Here is a 19,576-nt window from a genome sequence, read left to right as displayed (position 1 = left end):
GATCGTCAGCTCGCCAGGAACATGCGGTCGGTTTTGACGGAGAAGTGGCCGATCAGGTCCGGCACCGTCGTCTGGGCCTTGTCCTTGCCGTCGATTTCCAGGCGAACGCGGCCGGCATCGAGCATGACGACCTTGTGGCCGAAATCCACGGCGTGCTGCATGTTGTGCGTCACCATGAGCGTGGTCAGCTTCAAGGCTTCGACCGCTCGGATCGTCGCCTGCATGACGATATCGGCAGTGCGCGGGTCGAGGGCCGCGGTGTGTTCGTCAAGTAGCAGCAGTTCCGGCGAACCGCCGACCGCCATGATCAACGACAGGGATTGCCGCTGGCCCCCTGACAGCAATTCCACCCGGGTGTCGAGACGGTTTTCCAGGCCGAGCCCAAGCAGAGACAGCCGCTCTTTGTAGGACGCGAGCCGCGTCGCGTTCAGGCCGCGGCGCAGGGTGCGCCTGTTGCTGCGCAGGTCGGCGAGCAACATGTTTTCCGCCACCGTCATGCTTGCGGCGGTACCGCGCATCGGGTCCTGGAATACGCGCGCCAGCCGCATGGCGCGTTTGTGGACGGGCATCGCCGTCACGTCATCGCCATTGATGACGACGTGTCCCGTATCGAGCACGAGTGCACCGGAGATGGCGTTGAGCATGCTGCTCTTGCCGGCGCCGTTCGAACCGATGACCACGCCGAACTCGCCTGTTGCAAGGCGCAGGTTGAGGCCGTCGAGCGCGACCTTTTCGTCTGCCTGCCCCTTGTAGAATACCTTGCGGGCCGATCTGATTTCCAGCATTGGCTCCCCCCTTAACCCATGAAGTGACAGCGCTCCCTGCGCTGTCACCTACAGCGCCGCGCGTCTTTTAAGGCGCGCAAAGGTCGCTGTAACACTTTGAATGCTGCATGTTTTTATCCTTAAATCGGAGACGATTTAGGGAAACATGCAGGAGTCAGTTCGGTCGAAGGTCAGTCGACCACGCAACCGCAGTCGGCGAGCGATGCGGGCGCCTCGATGCCAAAGGCGGCCATTGCCTTCTTTGAGACCAAAGGCGCATGATCTTCATAGCTCGGGCGCGACGGCGCGATCGTCTTCGGATCCTTGCCCTTGAGGATCTCCGCGGCAATCTTGCCGGCATTGACGCCGACCTGCTCGTAGTTCACGGCAAAGCTCGCCGGCACGACGCCGTTGCGGACGGCACCGTCGTCGGAATTGACGATTGGGATCTGCGCCTGGCGCGCAGCCGCCGAGACGGCGCCGATAGCCGGCTGGAGCAGATTGGATGCGGGGGTGTAGATCACGTCGGCCTTGCCGGCGAAGGAGGCGATACGCTGCTGGATGTCGTTGACGTTGTCGACGCCAACAGCCACGACCTCGAAGCCAGCGGCAGGTGCGGCCTCCTTGATCTTGTCGAGCAGCGCCGTGTCATTCGCCTCGCCCGGATTGTAGGGCACGCCAAAACGCTTGGCTTCCGGCAGGAGCTTGCGGGTGAAGGCCATCACGGCAGCCACATCCTGAAGGTCAGTCGCGCCGGTCATGCCGTCATCGCCCGCCTCCCAGGAGGGAACCAGCTTCGCGGCCACCGGATCGGTGACGGCGGAAAAGATGACCGGGATCCCGGATCCGGCGAGCGCCTTCTTGGCGATCTGCGAGACGGGCGTGGTGATCGTATAGATCAGTTTCGGCTGTTCTGCCTGCAGCTTGGCAATCATCTGCGGCACGAGCGAGGCGTCGAAGTTTGTGTGGCTTTCGGTGTAGACGACATCGGTGCCTTCCACGAAGCCGTTTTCAGCCAGCGCCTTCTTGAAGCCGGCAATCGATGCGCTCAATTGCGGATGTTCGCCGAAATTGGCGATGCCAATACGGATCGGATCAGCAGCGGCCGTTCCCGCTCCCCATGCCAGCGCGCCGGCGACAACCAATCCCGAAAGCCAAGTCCTCTTGCTCATACATCCCTCCCAGAATCTGACGAGCGTTACCGCCCTCCTCGGCGGCGTGCGTGGATGATGGAGACGGTCTGACTTCTTGTCAAATAAATATATATATTTTCAACAATGCCCCCAAAACTATATATATTTGTGTCGATGCGATGCGGGCGTTAAGGGAACTTGATGCAAGACCACGAACAGTCGACCAAAACAGAATCGGCCTACCGGTTGCTACGCCGCGACATCCTGGCGACACGGCTCAGGCCGGGTGCGCCGATGAAGCTGAGTGCGTTGCGCGAAAGCTACGGTATCGGCTGGACGCCTCTTAGGGAGGCCTTGTCGCGACTGGAAGCCGAAGGGCTGGTCACGGCGATCAGCAACCGCGGCTTCGCCGTTGCACCGGTTTCACGCGAGGAGCTCGACGACCTCACCCGAGCACGCTCGGTCGTCGAAATACCGCTGCTCATCGAGTCGATCGAAAAGGGCGACAGCGCATGGGAGTCTGCCGTCGTCACTGCGCACTACCGGCTGTCCCGCTGCAAGATTGCCGTCGAAAACGTCTCCGAAAGCGAGATCGACGAGTGGGACGAGAAGCACGCCGCTTTCCACGCTGCCTTGATCGGCGCGGCAAGCTCGAGCTGGCTTTCCCGTTTTCAGGCGACGATTTCCGACCAGCTTCGCCGCCACCATCGCTTCCTCAGTCTCGCCCCGACATTAAGGGCGGCGGCAGGGATGAGCGAGGGCTACGAAGAAGCGGTTGCCGCCTTGCAGGACGCCATGGCGATCGAACATCATACCGAACTGATGGAGGCAGCACTCGACCGCAACGTCGAACGCGCCCGCAGGCTGATGACCGACCACATCGGCTTTACGGTCAATGTCTATGTCCAATCCGAGGATGGCGGCCGCTCCTCTCCGGCCGGGCGCCAATCGTTGCCGCGGCATGCGTCCAAATGACGGCGCGTGACAGCCTGTCCAAGAGCCGGAAACGTCTCTAAAAGCAAAAGGACAGGGAAGTGCCTGCCGATGTGTGCGGCAGGATAAGAAGCGGACGTTTGCTATGATGGGTGAAGACAAGTTCGACACTTCGCCGGAATGGGTGGATGGCGAGACCAAGGCGCTCGAGGCTCCGGGCGATCACCGCGCCGAGCTCAGGCTATGGCTGCGCTTGCTGACCTGTTCGACGCTGGTCGAGAGCGAGATCCGTCGGCGGCTCCGGGAGGAATTCGATTCGACGCTGCCGCGTTTCGACCTGATGGCCCAACTCGAGCGCGCCCCTGATGGTATGGTGCTTGGTGAAGTTTCCAAACGCATGATGGTCTCGCCAGGCAACATAACGGTTCTGGTGGAGCGCCTCACCGAGAGCGGCCACATCAGCCGCACCACCCTGCCGACGGATCGGCGCGTGCAAGTCATCGCGCTGACACCCTTCGGCCGCGCCGAGTTCGAGAAGATGGCGGCAACGCATGCGGACTGGATCTCCGAGCTATTCGCGGGCGTTTCGCCCAAGGAAGGCGGCGTGCTGATGGATGAACTCGCCAAGCTCAAGCGCTCCGTTATCTCCGCGCTGGCAAGAAACACCTAAGACGCTTCCGGCTTCGCCCACCACTTTTCTTGACGTCTGAGAAACGGCCCGCCGCCAGCGGTCCGTGCGGCACATCCGCGCTTGCGGAAGGCGCATTCACGCAAAACAATTTTAAGCTTGAAATTTCTTCTGAACGAGTCCACCCTGCCTCCAGCAGTTCGGGATGACGGCCAACGACATCTCGACGGCGACGCGCGCGGCCGGAGCTCGGGAGGAGAACGACATGCGGATCGTCTGTATCGGTGGCGGGCCAGCCGGCCTTTATTTTGCGCTGCTCATGAAGCGCCAACACCCGCAACACCACGTAACGGTCGTCGAGCGGAACCGCGCCTTCGACACGTTCGGCTGGGGGGTGGTCTTCTCGGACGCGACGATGCAGTCGATGCGCCAGTGGGATCCGGAGACAGCTGAGGCGATCGAGGTCTCCTTCAATCATTGGGACGATATCGAGCTGGTCTTCAAGGGCCGCAAGATCAGGACGACGGGTCACGGCTTCGTCGGCATCGGTCGCAAGAAGATGCTCAACATCCTCCAGGATCGTTGCCTCGAGCTCGGTGTCGAACTCGTTTTCGAGCAGGACGTGGAAAGCGACGAGCAATTTGCCGATGCTGACCTCATCATCGCCTCCGACGGCGTCAACTCCAGAATCCGAAACAGATACGCCGATATCTTCCAGCCGGACATGGTCGTACGTCCGAACCGCTATGTCTGGCTCGGCACGGACAAGCGCTTCGATGCCTTCACCTTCGACTTCCAGCGCACCGAACACGGCTGGTTCCAGGCGCATATCTATCGTTTCGACGAAGACACCTCGACCTTCATCGTCGAGACCACGGATGATGTTTTCCAAGCCCATGGCCTCGACCAGATGGACCAGCAGCAGTCGATCGCGTTCTGCGAAAAGCTATTTGCCGAGACGCTCGACGGTCACAAGCTGATGACCAATGCGCGCCATATGCGCGGCTCAGCCTGGCTGAACTTCGGCCGGCTAATCTGCGAGAATTGGAGCCATTTCAACGGCAATAGCCACGTCGTGCTGATGGGCGACAGCGCCCACACCGCGCATTTCGCCATCGGTTCGGGCACCAAGCTTGCGATCGACGACGCCATCGAGCTTACCCGCCAGTTCGATACGCTCGGCCACGACAAGGCCAACATCCCCGACGTGCTGGCGGCTTACGAAGAGGTCCGTCGGGTCGATGTCGCCCGCATCCAGAATGCGGCTCGCAATGCCATGGAGTGGTTCGAGGTCGTCGGCACGCGCTATGCCGATACGCTGGAGCCCGAGCAGTTCATGTATTCGATGCTGACCCGCTCGCAGCGCATCAGCCACGAAACCCTTCGCCTGCGCGACAAGGACTGGCTCGAAGGCTTCGAACGCTGGTTCGCCGAACGCGCCGGTGTCGAGCCGGCGGCAAACGGGGCCGTCCCGCCGCCGATGTTCACGCCGTTCAAGCTCCGCGGCCTGACGCTCAGGAACCGTATCGTGGTTTCGCCGATGGCGATGTATTCGGCGACGGATGGCGTACCGAACGACTTTCATCTGGTGCATCTGGGCGCGCGCGCCATGGGAGGCGCTGCACTCGTCTTCCCGGAAATGACCTGTGTATCGGCCGACGCCCGCATCACGCCGGGATGCCTGGGTCTGTGGAACGACGAACAGACGCAGGCTTTCAGGCGCATCGTCGACTTTGTGCACCAGCAGACCCCCGCCAAGATCGGTATCCAGCTCGGCCACGCCGGACGCAAGGGAGCGACCAAACTGGCCTGGGAGGGGATCGACCAGCCCTTGAGCGAAGGCGCCTGGCCGCTCATTTCGGCGTCGGCCCTGCCCTACCTCAAGCATTCGGACACGCCGCGCGAAATGACCCGCGCGGATATGGACCGCGTCGTTGCCGACTTCGTGCAGGCCGCCGAGCGGGCCCGCGACCTCGGCTTCGACATCCTCGAACTGCACGTGGCGCACGGCTACCTGCTGTCGAGCTTCCTGTCACCGCTCACCAACCTTCGCACGGACGAATATGGCGGCGACCACGCGGCCCGCGCCCGCTTCCCGCTCGAAGTGTTCCACGCTGTTCGCAAGGTTTGGCCCGAAGACAGGCCGATGTCGGTGCGTCTGTCGACGCACGACTGGCACGAGGGCGGCAACACGCCGGAAGACGCAGCAGTCTTCGCCCGCCTGTTCAAGGAAGCTGGCGCCGACATGATCGACTGCTCCTCCGGCCAGGTGGTCAAGGAAGAACAGCCGGTCTACGGCCGGCTGTTCCAGACACCCTTTTCTGACAAGATCCGCAACGAAATCCAGGTTCCGACCATCGCCGTCGGGGCGATTTCCGAAGCGGATCACGCAAATTCGATCATCGCTGCCGGCCGTGCCGATCTCTGCGCGATTGCCCGCCCGCATCTGGCGGATCCGTCCTTCGTCATGCACGAGGCAGCGAAAATCGGTTATGACGGCCAGCCCTGGCCGAAGCAGTATCACTCCGCCCGCGCGCAATATGTGAACAATCTGGCGCGCGCAGCAACGACGGCAGGCAAGCCATGAACCGCAGGCACGCTCTCGTCACAGGTGCCGGAAGCGGTATCGGCAAGGCGATCGCGATCGCGCTCGCAGCCGATGGCCATATCGTCAGCCTTGCCGGGCGCCGCGCAGCGCCGCTCGAAGCCGTGCGAGAGGAAATTCTGTCATCAGGCGGCCAGGCCCATGTCCACCATGGGTTCGATGTGACCGACCCGGCAGCGGTCGGACAAGGCATTTCGGCTGCGATTGCGACGAGCGGAGAGATTGCCGTTCTCGTCAACTGCGCCGGCGAGGCCCCTTCGGCGCCGTTCGAGAAAACCGATCTCTCACTCTGGCAACGCGTGCTCACGATCAACCTGACCGGGGTCTTTCTGGTGACACAGGCAGCACTTGCCTCCGTGCGCCGTGCCGGAAACGGCCGGATCGTCAACGTCGCGAGCACGGCGGGCCTCACCGGCTATTCCTATGTTTCGGCCTATTGTGCATCGAAGCACGGCGTCATCGGCCTGACGCGGGCGCTGGCACTCGAGCTTGCGCGAACCGACGTCACGATCAATGCCGTCTGCCCTGGTTTCACGGACACACCGTTGATTGACGGCGCGCTCGATACGATCAGTGAGAAGACCGGCCGCTCGCGCGAGGAAGCACGTGCAAGCCTCGCGCGGGCCAATCCGCAAGGGCGCCTGGTGACGCCTGACGAGGTGGCCGACACCGTCTCCTGGCTCGTGTCGGAGAAGGCGACCGCGATCACTGGCCAAGCCATCGCAGTCGCCGGTGGCGAAGTTCTCGGAGGATAGAGATGACAAACCCGATGCAGGCCAAGAAGCGCCCGTTCAAGGACCACAAGGCCAAGCACTTCCTGTTCGAAACGGATGCCGAAGGCCGGGTCGCCACGATCACCCTCAACCGTCCGGAAAAGAAAAATCCGCTGACCTTCGAGAGCTACGAAGAGCTTGTCGATCTCTTCCGGGCACTCGGCCGCGCCAGCGACGTGCGCACCGTGGTGCTGACCGGCGCCAGTGACAACTTCTCCTCCGGCGGCGACGTCTTCGAGATCATCGAGCCTCTGACACACATGTCGATGCCCGACCTCATCGATTTCACCCGGATGACCGGCGAACTGGTGCGCCAGATCCGCGCGTGCCCCCAGCCCGTCATCGCCGCCGTCGACGGCATCTGCGCCGGCGCCGGGGCAATCCTGGCGATGGCCTCCGATTTCCGCGTGGCGACACCGGAAGCGAAGACCGCGTTTCTTTTTACCCGCGTCGGACTGGCGGGAGCAGACATGGGCGCCTGCGGCATTCTTCCCCGCATCATCGGCCAGGGACGCGCCGCAGAACTGCTCTTCACCGGTCGGGTGATGACCGCAACGGAAGGGCATGCCTGGGGCTTCTACAATGCACTGCACGAGCGTCCGTCGCTGCTTTCCGAGGCGCAGAAATTCGCACGCACCATTGCCGATGGCCCATGGTTCGCCCATGCGATGACAAAGAAGATGCTCGATCAGGAATGGGCGATGGGCATCGACCAGCTGATCGAGTCGGAAGCACAAGCCCAGGCGATCTGCATGGCGACCGGCGACTTCCGCCGCGCCTTCGAGGCTTTTGCCGCCAGGGCCAAGCCCGAGTTCAGGGGAAACTGAGTATGAGTTCCCTCAAGACGACCCCCGGGCAGCCGACCCGCGATCATCTCGACTGGCCGTTCTTCGAGGAGAGCCACCGCGCCCTTGCCACGGAGTTGGACACGCTCATAGCCCGTGGCGGTCTCGGTGAAATCGATCGCGCAAATGTCGATGCCGCCTGCCGGCATTTGGTCAGCGCTCTCGGCGCTGCGGGCGTGCTTCGCCATTGCGTGCCGAAGGCGTTCGGCGGCGCGAGCGAAGAGATCGACAGCCGGTCGCTCTGCCTTATCCGCGAGACACTGGCCTACACCGAAGGCCTTGCAGACTTTGCCTTCGCCATGCAGGGGCTCGGCACCGGAGCGATCAGCCTTTCCGGTTCGCAGGCGCTGAAGCAGGCCGTTCTGCCCAAGGTCGCCCGCGGCGATTGGATCTCCGCCTTTGCGCTTTCCGAGCCCGATGCGGGATCGGATGTCGCGGCAATGGCCTGCGCTGCCCGGCGCGACGGAGAGCACTTCGTGCTCGATGGCGAAAAGACCTGGATCTCGAACGGCGGTATCGCCGATGTCTACACCATCTTCGCCCGCACCGGTGAAGCGCCCGGCACGCGCGGCATCTCCGCCTTCGTGGTCTTCGCCGACACACCGGGCTTCACGATCGCTGAGCGCATCGAGACGATTGCGCCGCATCCGCTCGCCCGGCTTCGTTTCGACAATTGCCGTATCCCGGCGTCACAGCTGCTCGGCAGTCCGGGCGAAGGCTTCAAGATTGCCATGCGCACGCTCGACATCTTCCGTCCGTCCGTCGCTGCGGCTGCCATCGGCTTTGCCCGACGAGCACTCGACGAGGCGGTGGGGCACGCGAAAAACCGCAAGATGTTCGGCGCGACGCTTGCCGATCTGCCGACCGCACAAAGCACGCTCGGCGAGATGGCGACCGCAATCGACGCTGCTGCACTCTTGACCTGCCGCACGGCATGGCAGCGCGACGTGCAGAAGCGGCCGACGACCCGCGAGGCGGCAATGGCCAAGATGACGGCGACCGAGAATGCGCAATGGGTCATCGACCAGGCGCTGCAGCTCTTCGGCGGTCGGGGGGTGCGCGTCGGCGAGATCACCGAGCGGCTCTATCGCGAAATCCGTGCGCTGCGCATCTACGAGGGCGCGACCGAGGTTCAAAAGCTCATCATCGGCCGCGAGCTGATGAAAAGCACGGGACGATAAGGGGAGGTGTCGAGCATGCATGGCTCAAAGGCGTCGTTCGACTGGCAGGATCCATTCAACCTGGATGCACAGTTGACGGAAGAAGAACGCATGGTGCGCCACACCGCCGAGGGCTACGCCGAGGCCCGGCTTGCTCCTCGCGTGCAGGAAGCATTTCGTCACGAAAAGACCGATCCCTCGATCTTCGCCGAGATGGGCGAGCTCGGCCTGCTCGGCCCCATGGTCTCCGAGGACTATGGCGGCGCGGGACTGAACTACGTGTCCTACGGCCTGATCGCTCGCGAGATCGAACGCATCGACAGCGGCTACCGCTCGATGATGAGCGTGCAATCTTCCCTGGTGATCGTACCAATCTATGCCTTCGGCAGCGAAGCGCAGAAACGCAAGTACCTGCCGGGGCTGATTGCCGGAACGAAGATCGGCTGCTTCGGCCTGACGGAACCCGATCACGGCTCCGACCCCGGTTCAATGATCACCCGCGCCGCCAAGGTCGACGGCGGCTATCTGCTCTCCGGCTCCAAGACCTGGATCTCCAATGCGCCGATCGCTGATGTCTTCGTCGTCTGGGCAAAGACTTCCGATGGCGTCATCCGTGGCTTCATCCTTGAAAAGGGATGGAAGGGCCTGAGCGCGCCGGCGATCCACGGCAAGGTGGGTCTGCGGGCGTCGATCACCGGCCAGATCGTCATGGACGAGGTCTTCGTGCCGGAAGAAAACATGCTGCCTGACGTGACGGGGCTGAAAGGCCCCTTCACCTGCCTCAACTCCGCGCGCTTCGGTATCGCCTGGGGCGCGCTCGGTGCGGCGGAATCCTGCTACGGGACGGCGCGCCAATATGTGATCGACCGCAAGCAGTTCGGCCGGCCGCTTGCCGCCAACCAACTGATCCAGAAGAAACTGGCGGACATGGCGACGGAAATCGCCCTTGGCCTGCAGGGCTGCCTGCGCCTCGGACGGATGAAGGACGAAGGCAACCCGCCGGTCGAACTGACCTCGATCGTCAAGCGCAATTCCTGCGGCAAGGCGCTGGATATCGCCAGAACCGCCCGCGACATGCTCGGCGGAAACGGGATCTCGGACGAGTTTCCGGTGGCCCGACACCTCGTAAACCTCGAGGTGGTCAACACCTATGAGGGCACGCACGACATCCATGCGCTCATCCTCGGCCGTGCCATTACCGGCATCGCCGCTTTCGCGAACTGAGGTCCGACACGCATGTACAGGACCAAGAGGCCGCTGCGGTTCGGAGACTGCGACCCCTCAGGGATCGCCTACTTCCCGTCCTACCTCAACATCCTCGTCGGGGTGACGGAAGACTTCTTCGCGTCGCTCGGCTTTCCCTGGAAGGCGATGGTCGACGAGCGGCGGATCGGCGTACCGACGGTGCGCCTCGATCTCACCTTCGTTTGTCCGGGCTTTCAAGGCGACGAGCTTGACTTCGCGCTGGCGGTCAATGGCATCGGCCGGTCGTCGCTCGACATGGAGCATACGGTGTCTGCAAGGGACACCGTGCTCTGGACCGCGAAACAGCGCGTCGTTGCCACCTCGCTCGACAATCACGCTTCACTAGCCTGGCCGGATGACATCCGCGCCGCGCTGTCACAACATCTGGAGACGACCAATGCACACCATCCTGCAACCTGAAGGTTGGGCAAAGCCCATCGGTTACGCCAACGGCGTCGCTGCCAACGGTCGCACTGTTTTCGTCGGCGGCCAGATCGGCTGGAACGAACGTTCCGAGTTCGAAACCGACGATTTCGTCGAGCAAGTGCGCCAGACGCTGAAGAATGTGGTTGCCGTTCTCGCCACGGGGGGAGCCGAGCCTCACCACATCACCTCGATGACGTGGTACTTCACCGACAAGCACGAATATGTCGGCAACCTCCGCGGCATTGGCCAGGCCTACCGCGACATTATCGGCAAGCATTTCCCCGCAATGGCGGCGATGCAGGTGGTCGCACTGGTCGAGGACCGCGCCAAAATCGAGATCCAGGCCACCGCCGTCATCCCCGATTGAGGCTTGCGAGCATGCCCGAGATCAGATTTTCGCAGAGCGTTTCCGCCCGACTTGAAGACGGCGTTCTCGTCGTCACCATCGACAACCCGCCCGTCAACGCACTCTCTGCGCATGTTCGGTCCGGCCTGGTGGCGGCGCTCGATCATGCTGCCAGTCTCCCGGCGATTGCAGGCGTTATCCTCACCGGTGCAGGCAGCACATTCATCGGCGGAGCTGATATCAAGGAATTCGGGAAGCCGCCGGTCGAACCGATGCTTCCGGAAGTGATCGACCGCATCGAGAGCTTCGACAAGCCGGTCGTCTCTGCCGTCAACGGCGCAGCCCTTGGCGGTGGCTGCGAGATCGTGCTGGGCTGCCATGGCCGCATCGCTGGCGAAAAAGCATCGTTCGGGCTGCCCGAAGTGAAACTCGGGATCGTTCCGGGTGCCGGCGGGACACAGCGTCTGCCACGGTTGATCGGCCAGGTTGCGGCCATCGACCTCATCGGCACGGGGCGTGCCGTCAAGGCGGGCGAAGCTGTGACGCTTGGGCTTGCCGATGGCATCGCCACCCATCCCGTTGTCGCGGCCATCGCGCTGGTGCACGAATGTGCCGAAAAGCCGCTGCGTCGGACCGGTATGATTCGCGTTCCACCCACGGACCCGGCAGCGGTCAGTGCGGCGGAAGCGAAAGTGCTGGCAAGAGCGCGCGGCCAGTCCGCTCCCGCGGAGGCCGTTCGCCTCGTCAAGGCAGCAGGTGAGCTCAACCTGAGACAAGGATTGGCCGAAGAGCGCGCCACCTTCCTGCGTTTGCGCGATTCCGGTGAGTCCGCTGCCCTGCGGCACGTATTCTTCGCCGAGCGCGCCGCGGGAAAGGTCGAGGGCCTCGACAAAGTCTCGCCGCGCAAGATCGTGACCGTCGCAGTGGTCGGCACCGGGCTAATGGGATCCGGCATCGCAGTCGCCGCCTTGACCTCTGGCCACCGCGTGATCGCGCTGGAGCAGACGCAGGAAGCAGCCGCCAGCGGGAGGGCCCGCATCGCCGAGACCCTCGACAGGACCGTGCGCTCCGGACGGCTGACCGCGGATGGACGCGACGACTGCCTCGCTCGATTGCAGACAACCGCGCAAGCCGCGGACCTCGCTAAAGCCGACCTCGTCATCGAAGCGGTTTTCGACGACCTTGAGGTCAAGACAGATTTGTTTCGCAGGCTCGACGGCATCGTCACACCCGGCGCCATCCTTGCGACCAATACGAGTTACCTCGATCCCGATGCGATTGCCGCGGCCACGGCCGATCCGTCGCGCGTGGTTGGGTTACACTTCTTCTCGCCCGCCAATGTCATGCGGCTTGTCGAAGTCGTCGATTGCACCAAGACCTCGCCAGACGCCCTGGCCAGTGTCCTCGCTTTTGTGAAACGCCTCGGCAAGCTGCCCGTCGTCTGCGGCGTCACCGAAGGTTTCATCGGCAACCGTATCTTCTCCGCCTATCGCCGCGAGGCGGAATTCATGCTGGAGGATGGGGCGCTCCCTCAGGAGATCGATGCCGCGCTCGAGGCCTATGGCTTTCCGATGGGTATCTTCGCCGTCAACGACATGGCCGGGCTGGAGATCGCCTGGGCACGCCGGAAGCGCCAGGCCGCGACGCGGGATCCTGCCGCACGTTATGTCGAAATCGCCGACAGGCTTTGCGAGGCGGGCCGCCTCGGTCGCAAGAGCGGTCGCGGCTGGTATGCCTATCCCCATGGCGAGCGGACCATTGATCCGGAAGTGACAGCAGCGATCGAGGCGGCGCGGGCAGCCAAGAACATCACGCCGCGCAGTTTCACCCCCTCGGAGATCATGAGCCGGCTTTTGAAGGCAATGGTCGATGAAGGAACGGCACTGATTGCCGAGGAAATCGCCGCGCGTCCCGGCGACATCGATCTGGTGATGATCAACGGCTACGGCTTTCCGCCACACAAGGGTGGGCCAATGTTCGCCGCCCAGCAAAGCAAGGACCCGGTATCATGAGCGAGGCCTATGTCATCGGCGGCGTTCGCACGCCAATCGGTCGCTACGGCGGCGCCTTGTCGGCGGTGCGGCCCGACGATCTTGCTGCTCACGCAATCCGCGAGGCGCTGGCACGCTTTCCCCGCGTGCCTGCCGAGGGGATCGATGAGGTCGTCCTCGGCTGCGCCAATCAGGCAGGCGAGGACAATCGCAATGTTGCCCGCATGGCCTCTCTGCTTGCGGGACTGCCGGACACGGTACCCGGAACGACGATCAACAGGCTTTGCGGCTCAGGCCTGGATGCCGTCGGTTACGCCGCGCGCGCGATCCGCCTGGGCGAGGCTGAAATCGTGATTGCCGGCGGCGTCGAAAGCATGTCGCGCGCTCCCTTCGTCATGCCAAAGGCCGAGAGCCCCTTCCAGCGCAACACTGATATCCACGACACGACGATCGGCTGGCGGTTCGTCAATCCCGTTATGGAAGCGCGATATGGCATCGAGTCGATGCCGGAGACCGCCGAAAATGTTGCGGCCGAGTTTGCTGTTTCGCGCGCAGACCAAGACGATTTTGCGTTCCGCAGCCAGGCCCGTGCAGCGGCTGCGCAAAAGAGCAAGCGTTTCGCCCGTGAAATCGCCCCCTATGCGATCAAGGGGCGCAAGGGCGAGACGACACGCATCGAGCAGGACGAACACCCGCGTGAGACGACCATCGAAAAACTTGCCAGCCTGCCGACGCCGTTCCGCGCCGATGGGACGGTGACGGCCGGCAATGCATCCGGCGTCAACGATGGCGCGGCCGCGCTCATTCTTGCCTCTGGCCGCGCGGTTGAGCGCTATGACCTCAAGCCGCTTGCTCGGGTCGACGGGATGGCGACGGCAGGCGTTCCTCCGCGGATCATGGGCATGGGTCCTGTCTTTTCCACCCGAAAGCTCCTGGAACGCCTAGGCCTTGGCATCGGCGACATCGACATCGTCGAACTCAACGAGGCTTTTGCAGCACAGGCCCTCGCCTGCATGCGGCAACTGGGGCTTGCCGACGATGCGCCCCACGTCAACCCCAATGGCGGCGCCATCGCACTCGGCCATCCGCTTGGCATGTCGGGCGCGCGCCTGGCGCTTACGGCTGCATTGGAGCTTGAGGCTCAGGGCGCGAAGCGCGCGGTTGCGACCATGTGTATCGGCGTCGGACAGGGCATCTCGATGCTTCTGACGCGGCCGTGACGTCCGCCTCGTGGAAGTATTCAAGTTCAACGTCGGGCGCGATCGCCGGAGGACAGCATTCTCGATCGGCTCGAACACCGCCCGGAAGGCCCGGCTGAATTGGCGTGTGCTCAGACCCGTCGCATCCGCCAGTTCCACTACAGACAGCACGCTTCGCAGGTTCGCCTTGGCGTAGTTGACCGATTTCTGGATGCAGTACGATTTCGGGTCGAGTTCAAGCAGCGCCGAGAACTGCGACCGACCGCCGGCCCTGCGGTGATAGACCCACGGCTAGCGGCCTACATCGTGCGTTTCGCAAACGCGTCCAACGGCATGACTAAGCACGAGATCGCGATGTGCGTAATTCAAGCAGAAGTGGTCATTGCAGCAAAGGCGCGAGGCTAACCTCTGCGGACGGAAGACGTTGCCCTTTCGGCGTTATGCGATTTTCAAAGCGACCGAACGCGACGGTACATCCGCAACCCTGCTGGAACAGTCAAGCAGCTCCGGCGTTGCCCATGCATGGAGACCCAGCGTCACACTACACGACCATCCTCCCCGAAGCGCGAGATCTATTGCCTCGAGGAATTCGCGACGGATTATGACCTGAGCGCCAACCGTGCTCTGGAGCTTTATAAGCGGTTCGGGCGGGTGCGATCGAAACCCGATACGTTGATGCAGGTTATTCGCCAATCAACAAACTCGAAATCATGAACCAGCATGCGCCGCGCTAAGGTTTTCAAGACTTCAAAGGAGTGACGCAATGCCTGCTGAGCAAGACTTTGATTCCGAGGACTTCTCCGACCGTCTCGCAGCGATGAGTAACGACGAACTGTTTGCGATCATGCAAAAGCTTGAAGAGGAAAGCGCAGATATTCCTTCCGAGAAACGCGACGCGAGCGATGTGTTCGCGAAAATCGCCTTGGTGGAGACGGCCATCGAGGATCGGTTCCCGGGCCAGCTTCTGGCGCCCTACAAAGATTGGCAACAGCATCGGACCGATATTTGAGCAGGAGCCCGTATTATGACCGAGAGATCTGAAAGCACCGAACGACTGTTTCAGCAGCTCGATGCCGTTGTTGCTGACATCATCGACCAGTTCGCGAGCCAGGGACATGGAACTGCAGTCGTTATCGAAACCCTGCAGGACGTTCTGGCAAAGCGGCAGGACGCCTACAAGCGCGATCCCGATCCGGCGGAAAAAGATGTGAGCGAGCCTGTAAACGACTGGCCGGGCGCCGACAATCGCAGCGCAACGACAAAGGAGTAGCAATATGCTCCCGTCCCCAGACCAACTTCGTCGCCTACCGGGTGAAATCTGGGGCGATCGAGATCGTCACCGTCATCCACGGTGCCCAGCAATGGCCAATCAAGCTGGATTGATCCGCAGATGATGAAGCCGCGATCGACCGCACCACGTCGGCCGGGCGTTCGGCGCTTTCGTGATCGGTTTGCTGGCCGAGTGGTTCGACCTGCAGACAATGATCGGCATCGCGGCCAACCTCTTTGCGTTGATCGTATGCGCAGCGCTGCCCTCCGTGCCCGCGCGTCCGATTCAATCAGCCCTCCGCCAATAGGGTGCGGAGGGCCAAGGCACAAAAGACTGGTGGAGAGGCTTACCGCTCGATCATGCGGTTCCAGCGCTTGTTCCACTCCTGGCGGTTCTTGTTGATCGCATCCCAATCGAGAACCTTCGCCGTTTCCATGTTCGTCTTGAAGGTGGCGAGCTTTTCGGTGGCCTCGGCCGTGCCGGCCTTGGCGTTCTTGTTGGACGGGATGATGTTGCCGTGGTCGAGCGCAAGGCTCTGCGCTTCTGCCGACAGGAGATAATGCGCAAGCTTCTGGCTCAGCTCCGGTTCGCTGTTGTTGGCGATCACGCATTCGGTTACGGCGAGAACGACAGAGCCTTCCTTTGGCTGCGCGTATTCAACCGGAATGCCCTTGTCTTTCAGGTTGTTGACCGCCGTCGGTGTCAGCGGGAAGATCGCGGCTTCGCCGGTCTGGACCATCTCCGAGATCTTGGCGGAGCTCGGAATAAACTCGATGACGTTCTTGCCGACCGTATCGGAGAACTTCTCGAAACCGGGCTCGACATTGGTCTCGTCGCCGCCCTGGATGCGGTTGAACATCAGGAAGGCATGCAGGCCGAAACTCGAGGCCGAAGCGGACTGGAACACCACGGCATTTTCGAACTTCGGGTCGGCCATGTCCATCCAGGAGCTCGGTGCCGGCCAACCCTTTTCGTCGAAGAGCTTCTTGTTGTAGGCAAGGCCCGTCATGCCCATGTCGACGCCGATGGCCATGTCGTCCTTGAGGCGGGCGGCCGGCTGGATATCGGCGAGCACCGGATCGTCGCCGATCTTCTGGCAAAGCCCGGCGCCGATCGCGCGCACCATGACGCCGTCGTCGAGGAGCATTACGTGCATCTGCGGATTGTCCTTGGCAGCGGTCGCCTTGGCAAGAATGTCGGCAGAGGTACCGGGAACGATCACGACCTTGACGTCATTGGCCTTCTCGAAAGGCGGCAGCACATGCTCGGTATAGGCGCGCTCGAAGTTGCCGCCGTTCATGCCGATGTAAAGCGTCTTGGTTTCCGCCTGGGCGGTGGTTTGCTGAAATGCGAGCGCAAGCAGCGCGAGGGCCGAAGTTCTCATAAGGCGTTGGTCAATCATGGTATTCCCCTTTCTGTTTACAACGAGTCTGCAGTTTGAGCCGCTGCGTGAGCGAAGCGACCGATGGAAAAGGCGTCGATGGGCGTGGTGCTGCGCCCGCTGGTGACGAGTTCCGAAAGCACTTCGCCGACGGCAGGCGCGATCTGGAAACCGGCGCCGCAAAAGCCGAAGGCGTGGAAAAGGCCGGGCGTTGTCCGGCTTGGGCCGATCACCGGGTTACCGTCCGGCATGTCCGCTTCCGTGCCGGACCAGAACCGGATCACTTGGGCATTCGCCAGATGCGGAAAGAGCGCGATTGCGCGCTGCATAACCGATGATGCTGCAGTGACCGACGGCCGCGAGAAATCCGGATCGGCAAGCGCTGCCCCGCGCCCGCCGCCCATCACGTAGTTGCCGCGCGCCACTTGGCGCCCATAAAAGCTGCCGCCCTGCTCGCCCATACTGACCGGCAAGCGCAACGGCAGTGGTTCGGTGACCACCATCGAGGGATAGATGCGTTTCAGTGGAACGGTTTCGCCGAACTGTGCGGCAAACGTATCGGACCAGGCGCCGGCGCTGTTGACGAGCTGGCGGCTGCGGATTTCGAGATTTTCGCCAGCCAGCACCGCGAATCCGTTGCCGGTCGCCCGCACGTCGCGGACCGGCATCTGCTCGAAGACCTTCACACCCGCCCGTTCCGCTGCGCGGGCAAAGGCGGGCGAGACCAGTCTGGGATTGGCGTGGCCGTCTCCTGGGCAAAGCGATGCGCCCGCACCTGCCGCCGACAGCCAGGGGAACCTTGTCTTCAGAGCCTCCGCCCCGACCAGTTCCAGATCGAGCCCGTAGGGCCTGGCCATCTCGGCATAGGCTTCAAGCTTGGCAAAATCCCTTTCTGTGCGCGCAAGCTTGAGATGACCGGACGGCACGTATTCTCCGTCGATGCCGACCAGCGCCTTCAGCCGCGGCCAGATACCGTGTGCCCGCTGGGAAAGCGGCAATTGCTCGGCAGGCCTGCCTTGCCGCCGCACGCCGCCATAGTTGACGCCGCTTGCCTGCGCACCGCAAAAGCCCTTGTCGAGCAGCACGACGTCAAGCCCCGCCTGGCGCATCGCCAGCGCTGCGGAACTGCCGACCAGCCCGCCGCCGATGATGGTAACATCTGTTGAAATGCGCTGGATCATCGGCTTTCCTCCGTATCGAGCGGACCGCCAAAGCCGAGCGGAATGGGCTTCACCGGCGCCTGTGCCCGCAGACGACCGGTCTCTTTCGGTTCGACCTTTCGGATACTGCTCAGCACCTCAACGGCCGCGGCAGAACACATCCGCCCCTGGCAACGCCCCATGCCGACACGGCTCAAGGCCTTCATCCGGTTGATTTCACCGATGCTCCCGGCACCGACTGCGCAGTGGATCTCGCCGATGCGGATCTCCTCGCACCGGCATAGCGTCGTCTCTGGCGGTACCGTCTCGAACCAGTCGCGCGGGAAGGGAAACGCACTTTCAAGGATTTCGCGCTGGCGCAGGATCCGTGCCCGGGCAGCTGTCAATTGCCGGGGACGATCGCCAGCGACCGTGTTGCCGATATCCTGAAGGATCGCCAATGCCGCCAGCTCGCCGTCGATTTCGGCCGCATCGGCACCGGCAATGCCGCTGCCGTCGCCGGAGACGTAGATGTCCTTCCGGCTCGTGCGGCCCTGAGCATCGCGTTCCGGCAACCACGCCCGGTCGCGATCCTCAAAGCGGAAACGACAGCCCGCGAGATCGGCGAGCTGCGTTTCCGGACGCAACGCAAACCCGTAACCGATTGCATCGCATGCGAGCGCTTCCGTGCGGCCGCCTGCGCGAAATCGGATGCCCTCGACCCGCTCTTCGCCGAGAACGGTCTGCGGCCGCACGCCATAGCGAACCTTGACGCCCGACAGCTGGAGTTGAGCCCCGTAGAACAAGCCAAGCGCGACGATGCGTGGCGCCCGGACAAAGAGCGAAACCAGATGGAATTTCGAGCGGAACGGCGCCGTATCGAGCACCGCTTCGACCCTGGCGCCTGCCTTCATGTATTGCCAGGCGACGAGATAGAGCAGCGGGCCGGACCCCATGAAGACCAGCCGATCGCCGACCGTGCAACCCTGCGCCTTCAAAGCCGTCTGGGCAGCGCCGAGCGTATAGACGCCCGGCTTCGTCCAATCTGGAAACGGCAGCACGCGATCGGTAGCGCCGGTGCACAGGAGCAGCTTGGAAAAGGCGATCTGCCGATGCACGCCCTCGCGCAGCACATCGAGATGCCCACTGCGCTCCAAGCCGCTGACATTCCAGACAAGCGTTTCCGGACGATAATCGATCGATGGCCGCAGCCGCTCGAAAACCGCGTGCAGCCGCTCGGCCTTTTTCGCCTCCGAGCCATACCGGTTGCGATAAGAGCGTCCGTCGTCGACCAGCGGCCGCCGGTAGATCTGCCCGCCGGCGCGAAGCCCTTCGTCGAGAACGATCGGCCGAACACCCGCCTCGACCAGTCGTTCCGCGGCGCGGATACCGGCGGGGGCGGCGCCGACGATGACGATCGGCAAGGCTTCAGTCATGCTCGACACCTTCCACAGCATCCGTGAGAAATGCCATGCCCGGCTCAAGCGCCGTGCTGCAGGCACGCACGCGGCTGCCATCCGCCATCATCACGAAGCAATCCTGGCAGGCTCCGATCAGGCAGAAGCCGGCGCGGCTCTCACCGGTAAATTCCGTGCGGCGCAGGCTGGTTTCCAGCGAAAGGATGGCCGTCATGACGGTATCGCCGCGCCGTCCGGCTTCCGGCAGGCCGTTGAGCAGGAACGGGATTGCCTCCTCATCCCGGCGGTACCGGCGCTTGAACAGGGCTTGTCTCGACATC

The 19,576-nt window shown here is 62.9% G+C and carries 20 protein-coding genes and 1 pseudogene; 13 read left to right on the top strand and 8 right to left on the bottom strand.

Annotated features, from left to right (window positions below; translation table 11 throughout):
• Positions 1-5: 5 nt before the first annotated feature.
• Both AC244_RS16610 and AC244_RS16605 read right to left on the bottom strand, forming a co-directional pair.
• The gene (locus AC244_RS16610) at positions 6-785 is read right to left on the bottom strand and encodes an ABC transporter ATP-binding protein (protein ID WP_053249939.1); all 780 of its coding nucleotides are present in this window, start codon (positions 783-785) and stop codon (positions 6-8) included.
• Between the two features lie 170 nt (positions 786-955).
• On the bottom strand, positions 956-1,936 hold the full coding sequence (locus tag AC244_RS16605) for an ABC transporter substrate-binding protein (protein ID WP_053249938.1): 981 nt from the start codon (positions 1,934-1,936) through the stop codon (positions 956-958).
• A gap of 162 nt (positions 1,937-2,098) precedes the next feature.
• Here AC244_RS16605 and AC244_RS16600 point away from each other — a divergent pair, with 162 nt between their 5' ends.
• The 11 genes from AC244_RS16600 to pcaF all read left to right on the top strand — a co-directional run bounded on the left by AC244_RS16600 (position 2,099) and on the right by pcaF (position 14,069).
• The gene (locus tag AC244_RS16600) at positions 2,099-2,872 is read left to right on the top strand and encodes a GntR family transcriptional regulator (protein ID WP_053249937.1); all 774 of its coding nucleotides are present in this window, start codon (positions 2,099-2,101) and stop codon (positions 2,870-2,872) included.
• Between the two features lie 103 nt (positions 2,873-2,975).
• Complete coding sequence (locus tag AC244_RS16595; RefSeq protein ID WP_234716951.1) at positions 2,976-3,500, top strand: MarR family winged helix-turn-helix transcriptional regulator; 525 nt, start codon at positions 2,976-2,978, stop codon at positions 3,498-3,500.
• A 223-nt stretch (positions 3,501-3,723) separates the two neighbouring features.
• Positions 3,724-6,045, top strand: a complete 2,322-nt coding sequence (locus AC244_RS16590; RefSeq protein ID WP_053250042.1) for a bifunctional salicylyl-CoA 5-hydroxylase/oxidoreductase — start codon at positions 3,724-3,726, stop codon at positions 6,043-6,045.
• Complete coding sequence (locus AC244_RS16585; RefSeq protein WP_053249935.1) at positions 6,042-6,818, top strand: SDR family NAD(P)-dependent oxidoreductase; 777 nt, start codon at positions 6,042-6,044, stop codon at positions 6,816-6,818. Before AC244_RS16590 ends, AC244_RS16585 begins: the two co-directional genes overlap by 4 nt.
• Positions 6,819-6,820: 2 nt before the next feature.
• Positions 6,821-7,663, top strand: coding sequence for an enoyl-CoA hydratase family protein (locus AC244_RS16580; RefSeq protein WP_053249934.1), 843 nt, complete (start codon positions 6,821-6,823; stop codon positions 7,661-7,663).
• Between the two features lie 2 nt (positions 7,664-7,665).
• Positions 7,666-8,862, top strand: coding sequence for an acyl-CoA dehydrogenase family protein (locus tag AC244_RS16575; protein WP_053249933.1), 1,197 nt, complete (start codon positions 7,666-7,668; stop codon positions 8,860-8,862).
• 15 nt (positions 8,863-8,877) lie between these two features.
• Positions 8,878-10,065 (top strand): acyl-CoA dehydrogenase, encoded by a 1,188-nt coding sequence (locus AC244_RS16570; protein ID WP_053249932.1) that lies wholly within the window; start codon positions 8,878-8,880, stop codon positions 10,063-10,065.
• Between the two features lie 12 nt (positions 10,066-10,077).
• Positions 10,078-10,506 (top strand): acyl-CoA thioesterase, encoded by a 429-nt coding sequence (locus AC244_RS16565; RefSeq protein ID WP_053249931.1) that lies wholly within the window; start codon positions 10,078-10,080, stop codon positions 10,504-10,506.
• Positions 10,484-10,879, top strand: coding sequence for a RidA family protein (locus AC244_RS16560; protein WP_053249930.1), 396 nt, complete (start codon positions 10,484-10,486; stop codon positions 10,877-10,879). Before AC244_RS16565 ends, AC244_RS16560 begins: the two co-directional genes overlap by 23 nt.
• A gap of 11 nt (positions 10,880-10,890) precedes the next feature.
• Positions 10,891-12,870, top strand: a complete 1,980-nt coding sequence (locus tag AC244_RS16555; RefSeq protein ID WP_053249929.1) for a 3-hydroxyacyl-CoA dehydrogenase NAD-binding domain-containing protein — start codon at positions 10,891-10,893, stop codon at positions 12,868-12,870.
• Complete coding sequence (gene pcaF, locus AC244_RS16550; protein ID WP_053249928.1) at positions 12,867-14,069, top strand: 3-oxoadipyl-CoA thiolase; 1,203 nt, start codon at positions 12,867-12,869, stop codon at positions 14,067-14,069. The genes AC244_RS16555 and pcaF overlap by 4 nt, the downstream gene beginning before the upstream one ends.
• A gap of 78 nt (positions 14,070-14,147) precedes the next feature.
• Here pcaF and AC244_RS38100 read toward each other — a convergent pair.
• Positions 14,148-14,333: pseudogene (locus AC244_RS38100) on the bottom strand (GlxA family transcriptional regulator); the annotation flags it as partial.
• A gap of 478 nt (positions 14,334-14,811) precedes the next feature.
• On the opposite strand from AC244_RS38100, the gene AC244_RS16540 reads away from it, so the two are divergent.
• Both AC244_RS16540 and AC244_RS16535 read left to right on the top strand, forming a co-directional pair.
• The gene (locus tag AC244_RS16540) at positions 14,812-15,057 is read left to right on the top strand and encodes a hypothetical protein (RefSeq protein WP_053249926.1); all 246 of its coding nucleotides are present in this window, start codon (positions 14,812-14,814) and stop codon (positions 15,055-15,057) included.
• 15 nt (positions 15,058-15,072) lie between these two features.
• A complete protein-coding gene (locus AC244_RS16535; protein ID WP_053249925.1) occupies positions 15,073-15,318 on the top strand; it encodes a hypothetical protein in 246 nt (81 codons plus the stop codon).
• A gap of 34 nt (positions 15,319-15,352) precedes the next feature.
• Here the strand turns inward: AC244_RS16535 and AC244_RS16530 are convergent, their stop codons facing one another.
• Genes AC244_RS16530 through AC244_RS16510 form a run of 5 tightly spaced genes read right to left on the bottom strand, consistent with a single transcriptional unit; the run spans position 15,353 to position 19,575 of the window.
• Positions 15,353-15,607, bottom strand: coding sequence for a hypothetical protein (locus AC244_RS16530; protein WP_053249924.1), 255 nt, complete (start codon positions 15,605-15,607; stop codon positions 15,353-15,355).
• 57 nt (positions 15,608-15,664) lie between these two features.
• Entirely contained in the window at positions 15,665-16,720 is a 1,056-nt protein-coding gene (locus AC244_RS16525) for an ABC transporter substrate-binding protein (protein ID WP_053249923.1), read from the bottom strand.
• Between the two features lie 17 nt (positions 16,721-16,737).
• Positions 16,738-17,880, bottom strand: coding sequence for an NAD(P)/FAD-dependent oxidoreductase (locus AC244_RS16520; protein ID WP_053249922.1), 1,143 nt, complete (start codon positions 17,878-17,880; stop codon positions 16,738-16,740).
• Positions 17,877-19,274 (bottom strand): NAD(P)/FAD-dependent oxidoreductase, encoded by a 1,398-nt coding sequence (locus AC244_RS16515; RefSeq protein WP_053249921.1) that lies wholly within the window; start codon positions 19,272-19,274, stop codon positions 17,877-17,879. Before AC244_RS16515 ends, AC244_RS16520 begins: the two co-directional genes overlap by 4 nt.
• Positions 19,267-19,575 (bottom strand): (2Fe-2S)-binding protein, encoded by a 309-nt coding sequence (locus tag AC244_RS16510; protein ID WP_053249920.1) that lies wholly within the window; start codon positions 19,573-19,575, stop codon positions 19,267-19,269. The genes AC244_RS16515 and AC244_RS16510 overlap by 8 nt, the downstream gene beginning before the upstream one ends.
• Position 19,576: the final 1 nt, after the last annotated feature.

It is taken from the genome of Ensifer adhaerens (assembly GCF_001270265.1).
Lineage (GTDB): Bacteria > Pseudomonadota > Alphaproteobacteria > Rhizobiales > Rhizobiaceae > Ensifer > Ensifer adhaerens_B.
Note: the sequence above shows the minus strand (reverse complement) of the source record. Positions and strands in the feature narration are given on the sequence as shown.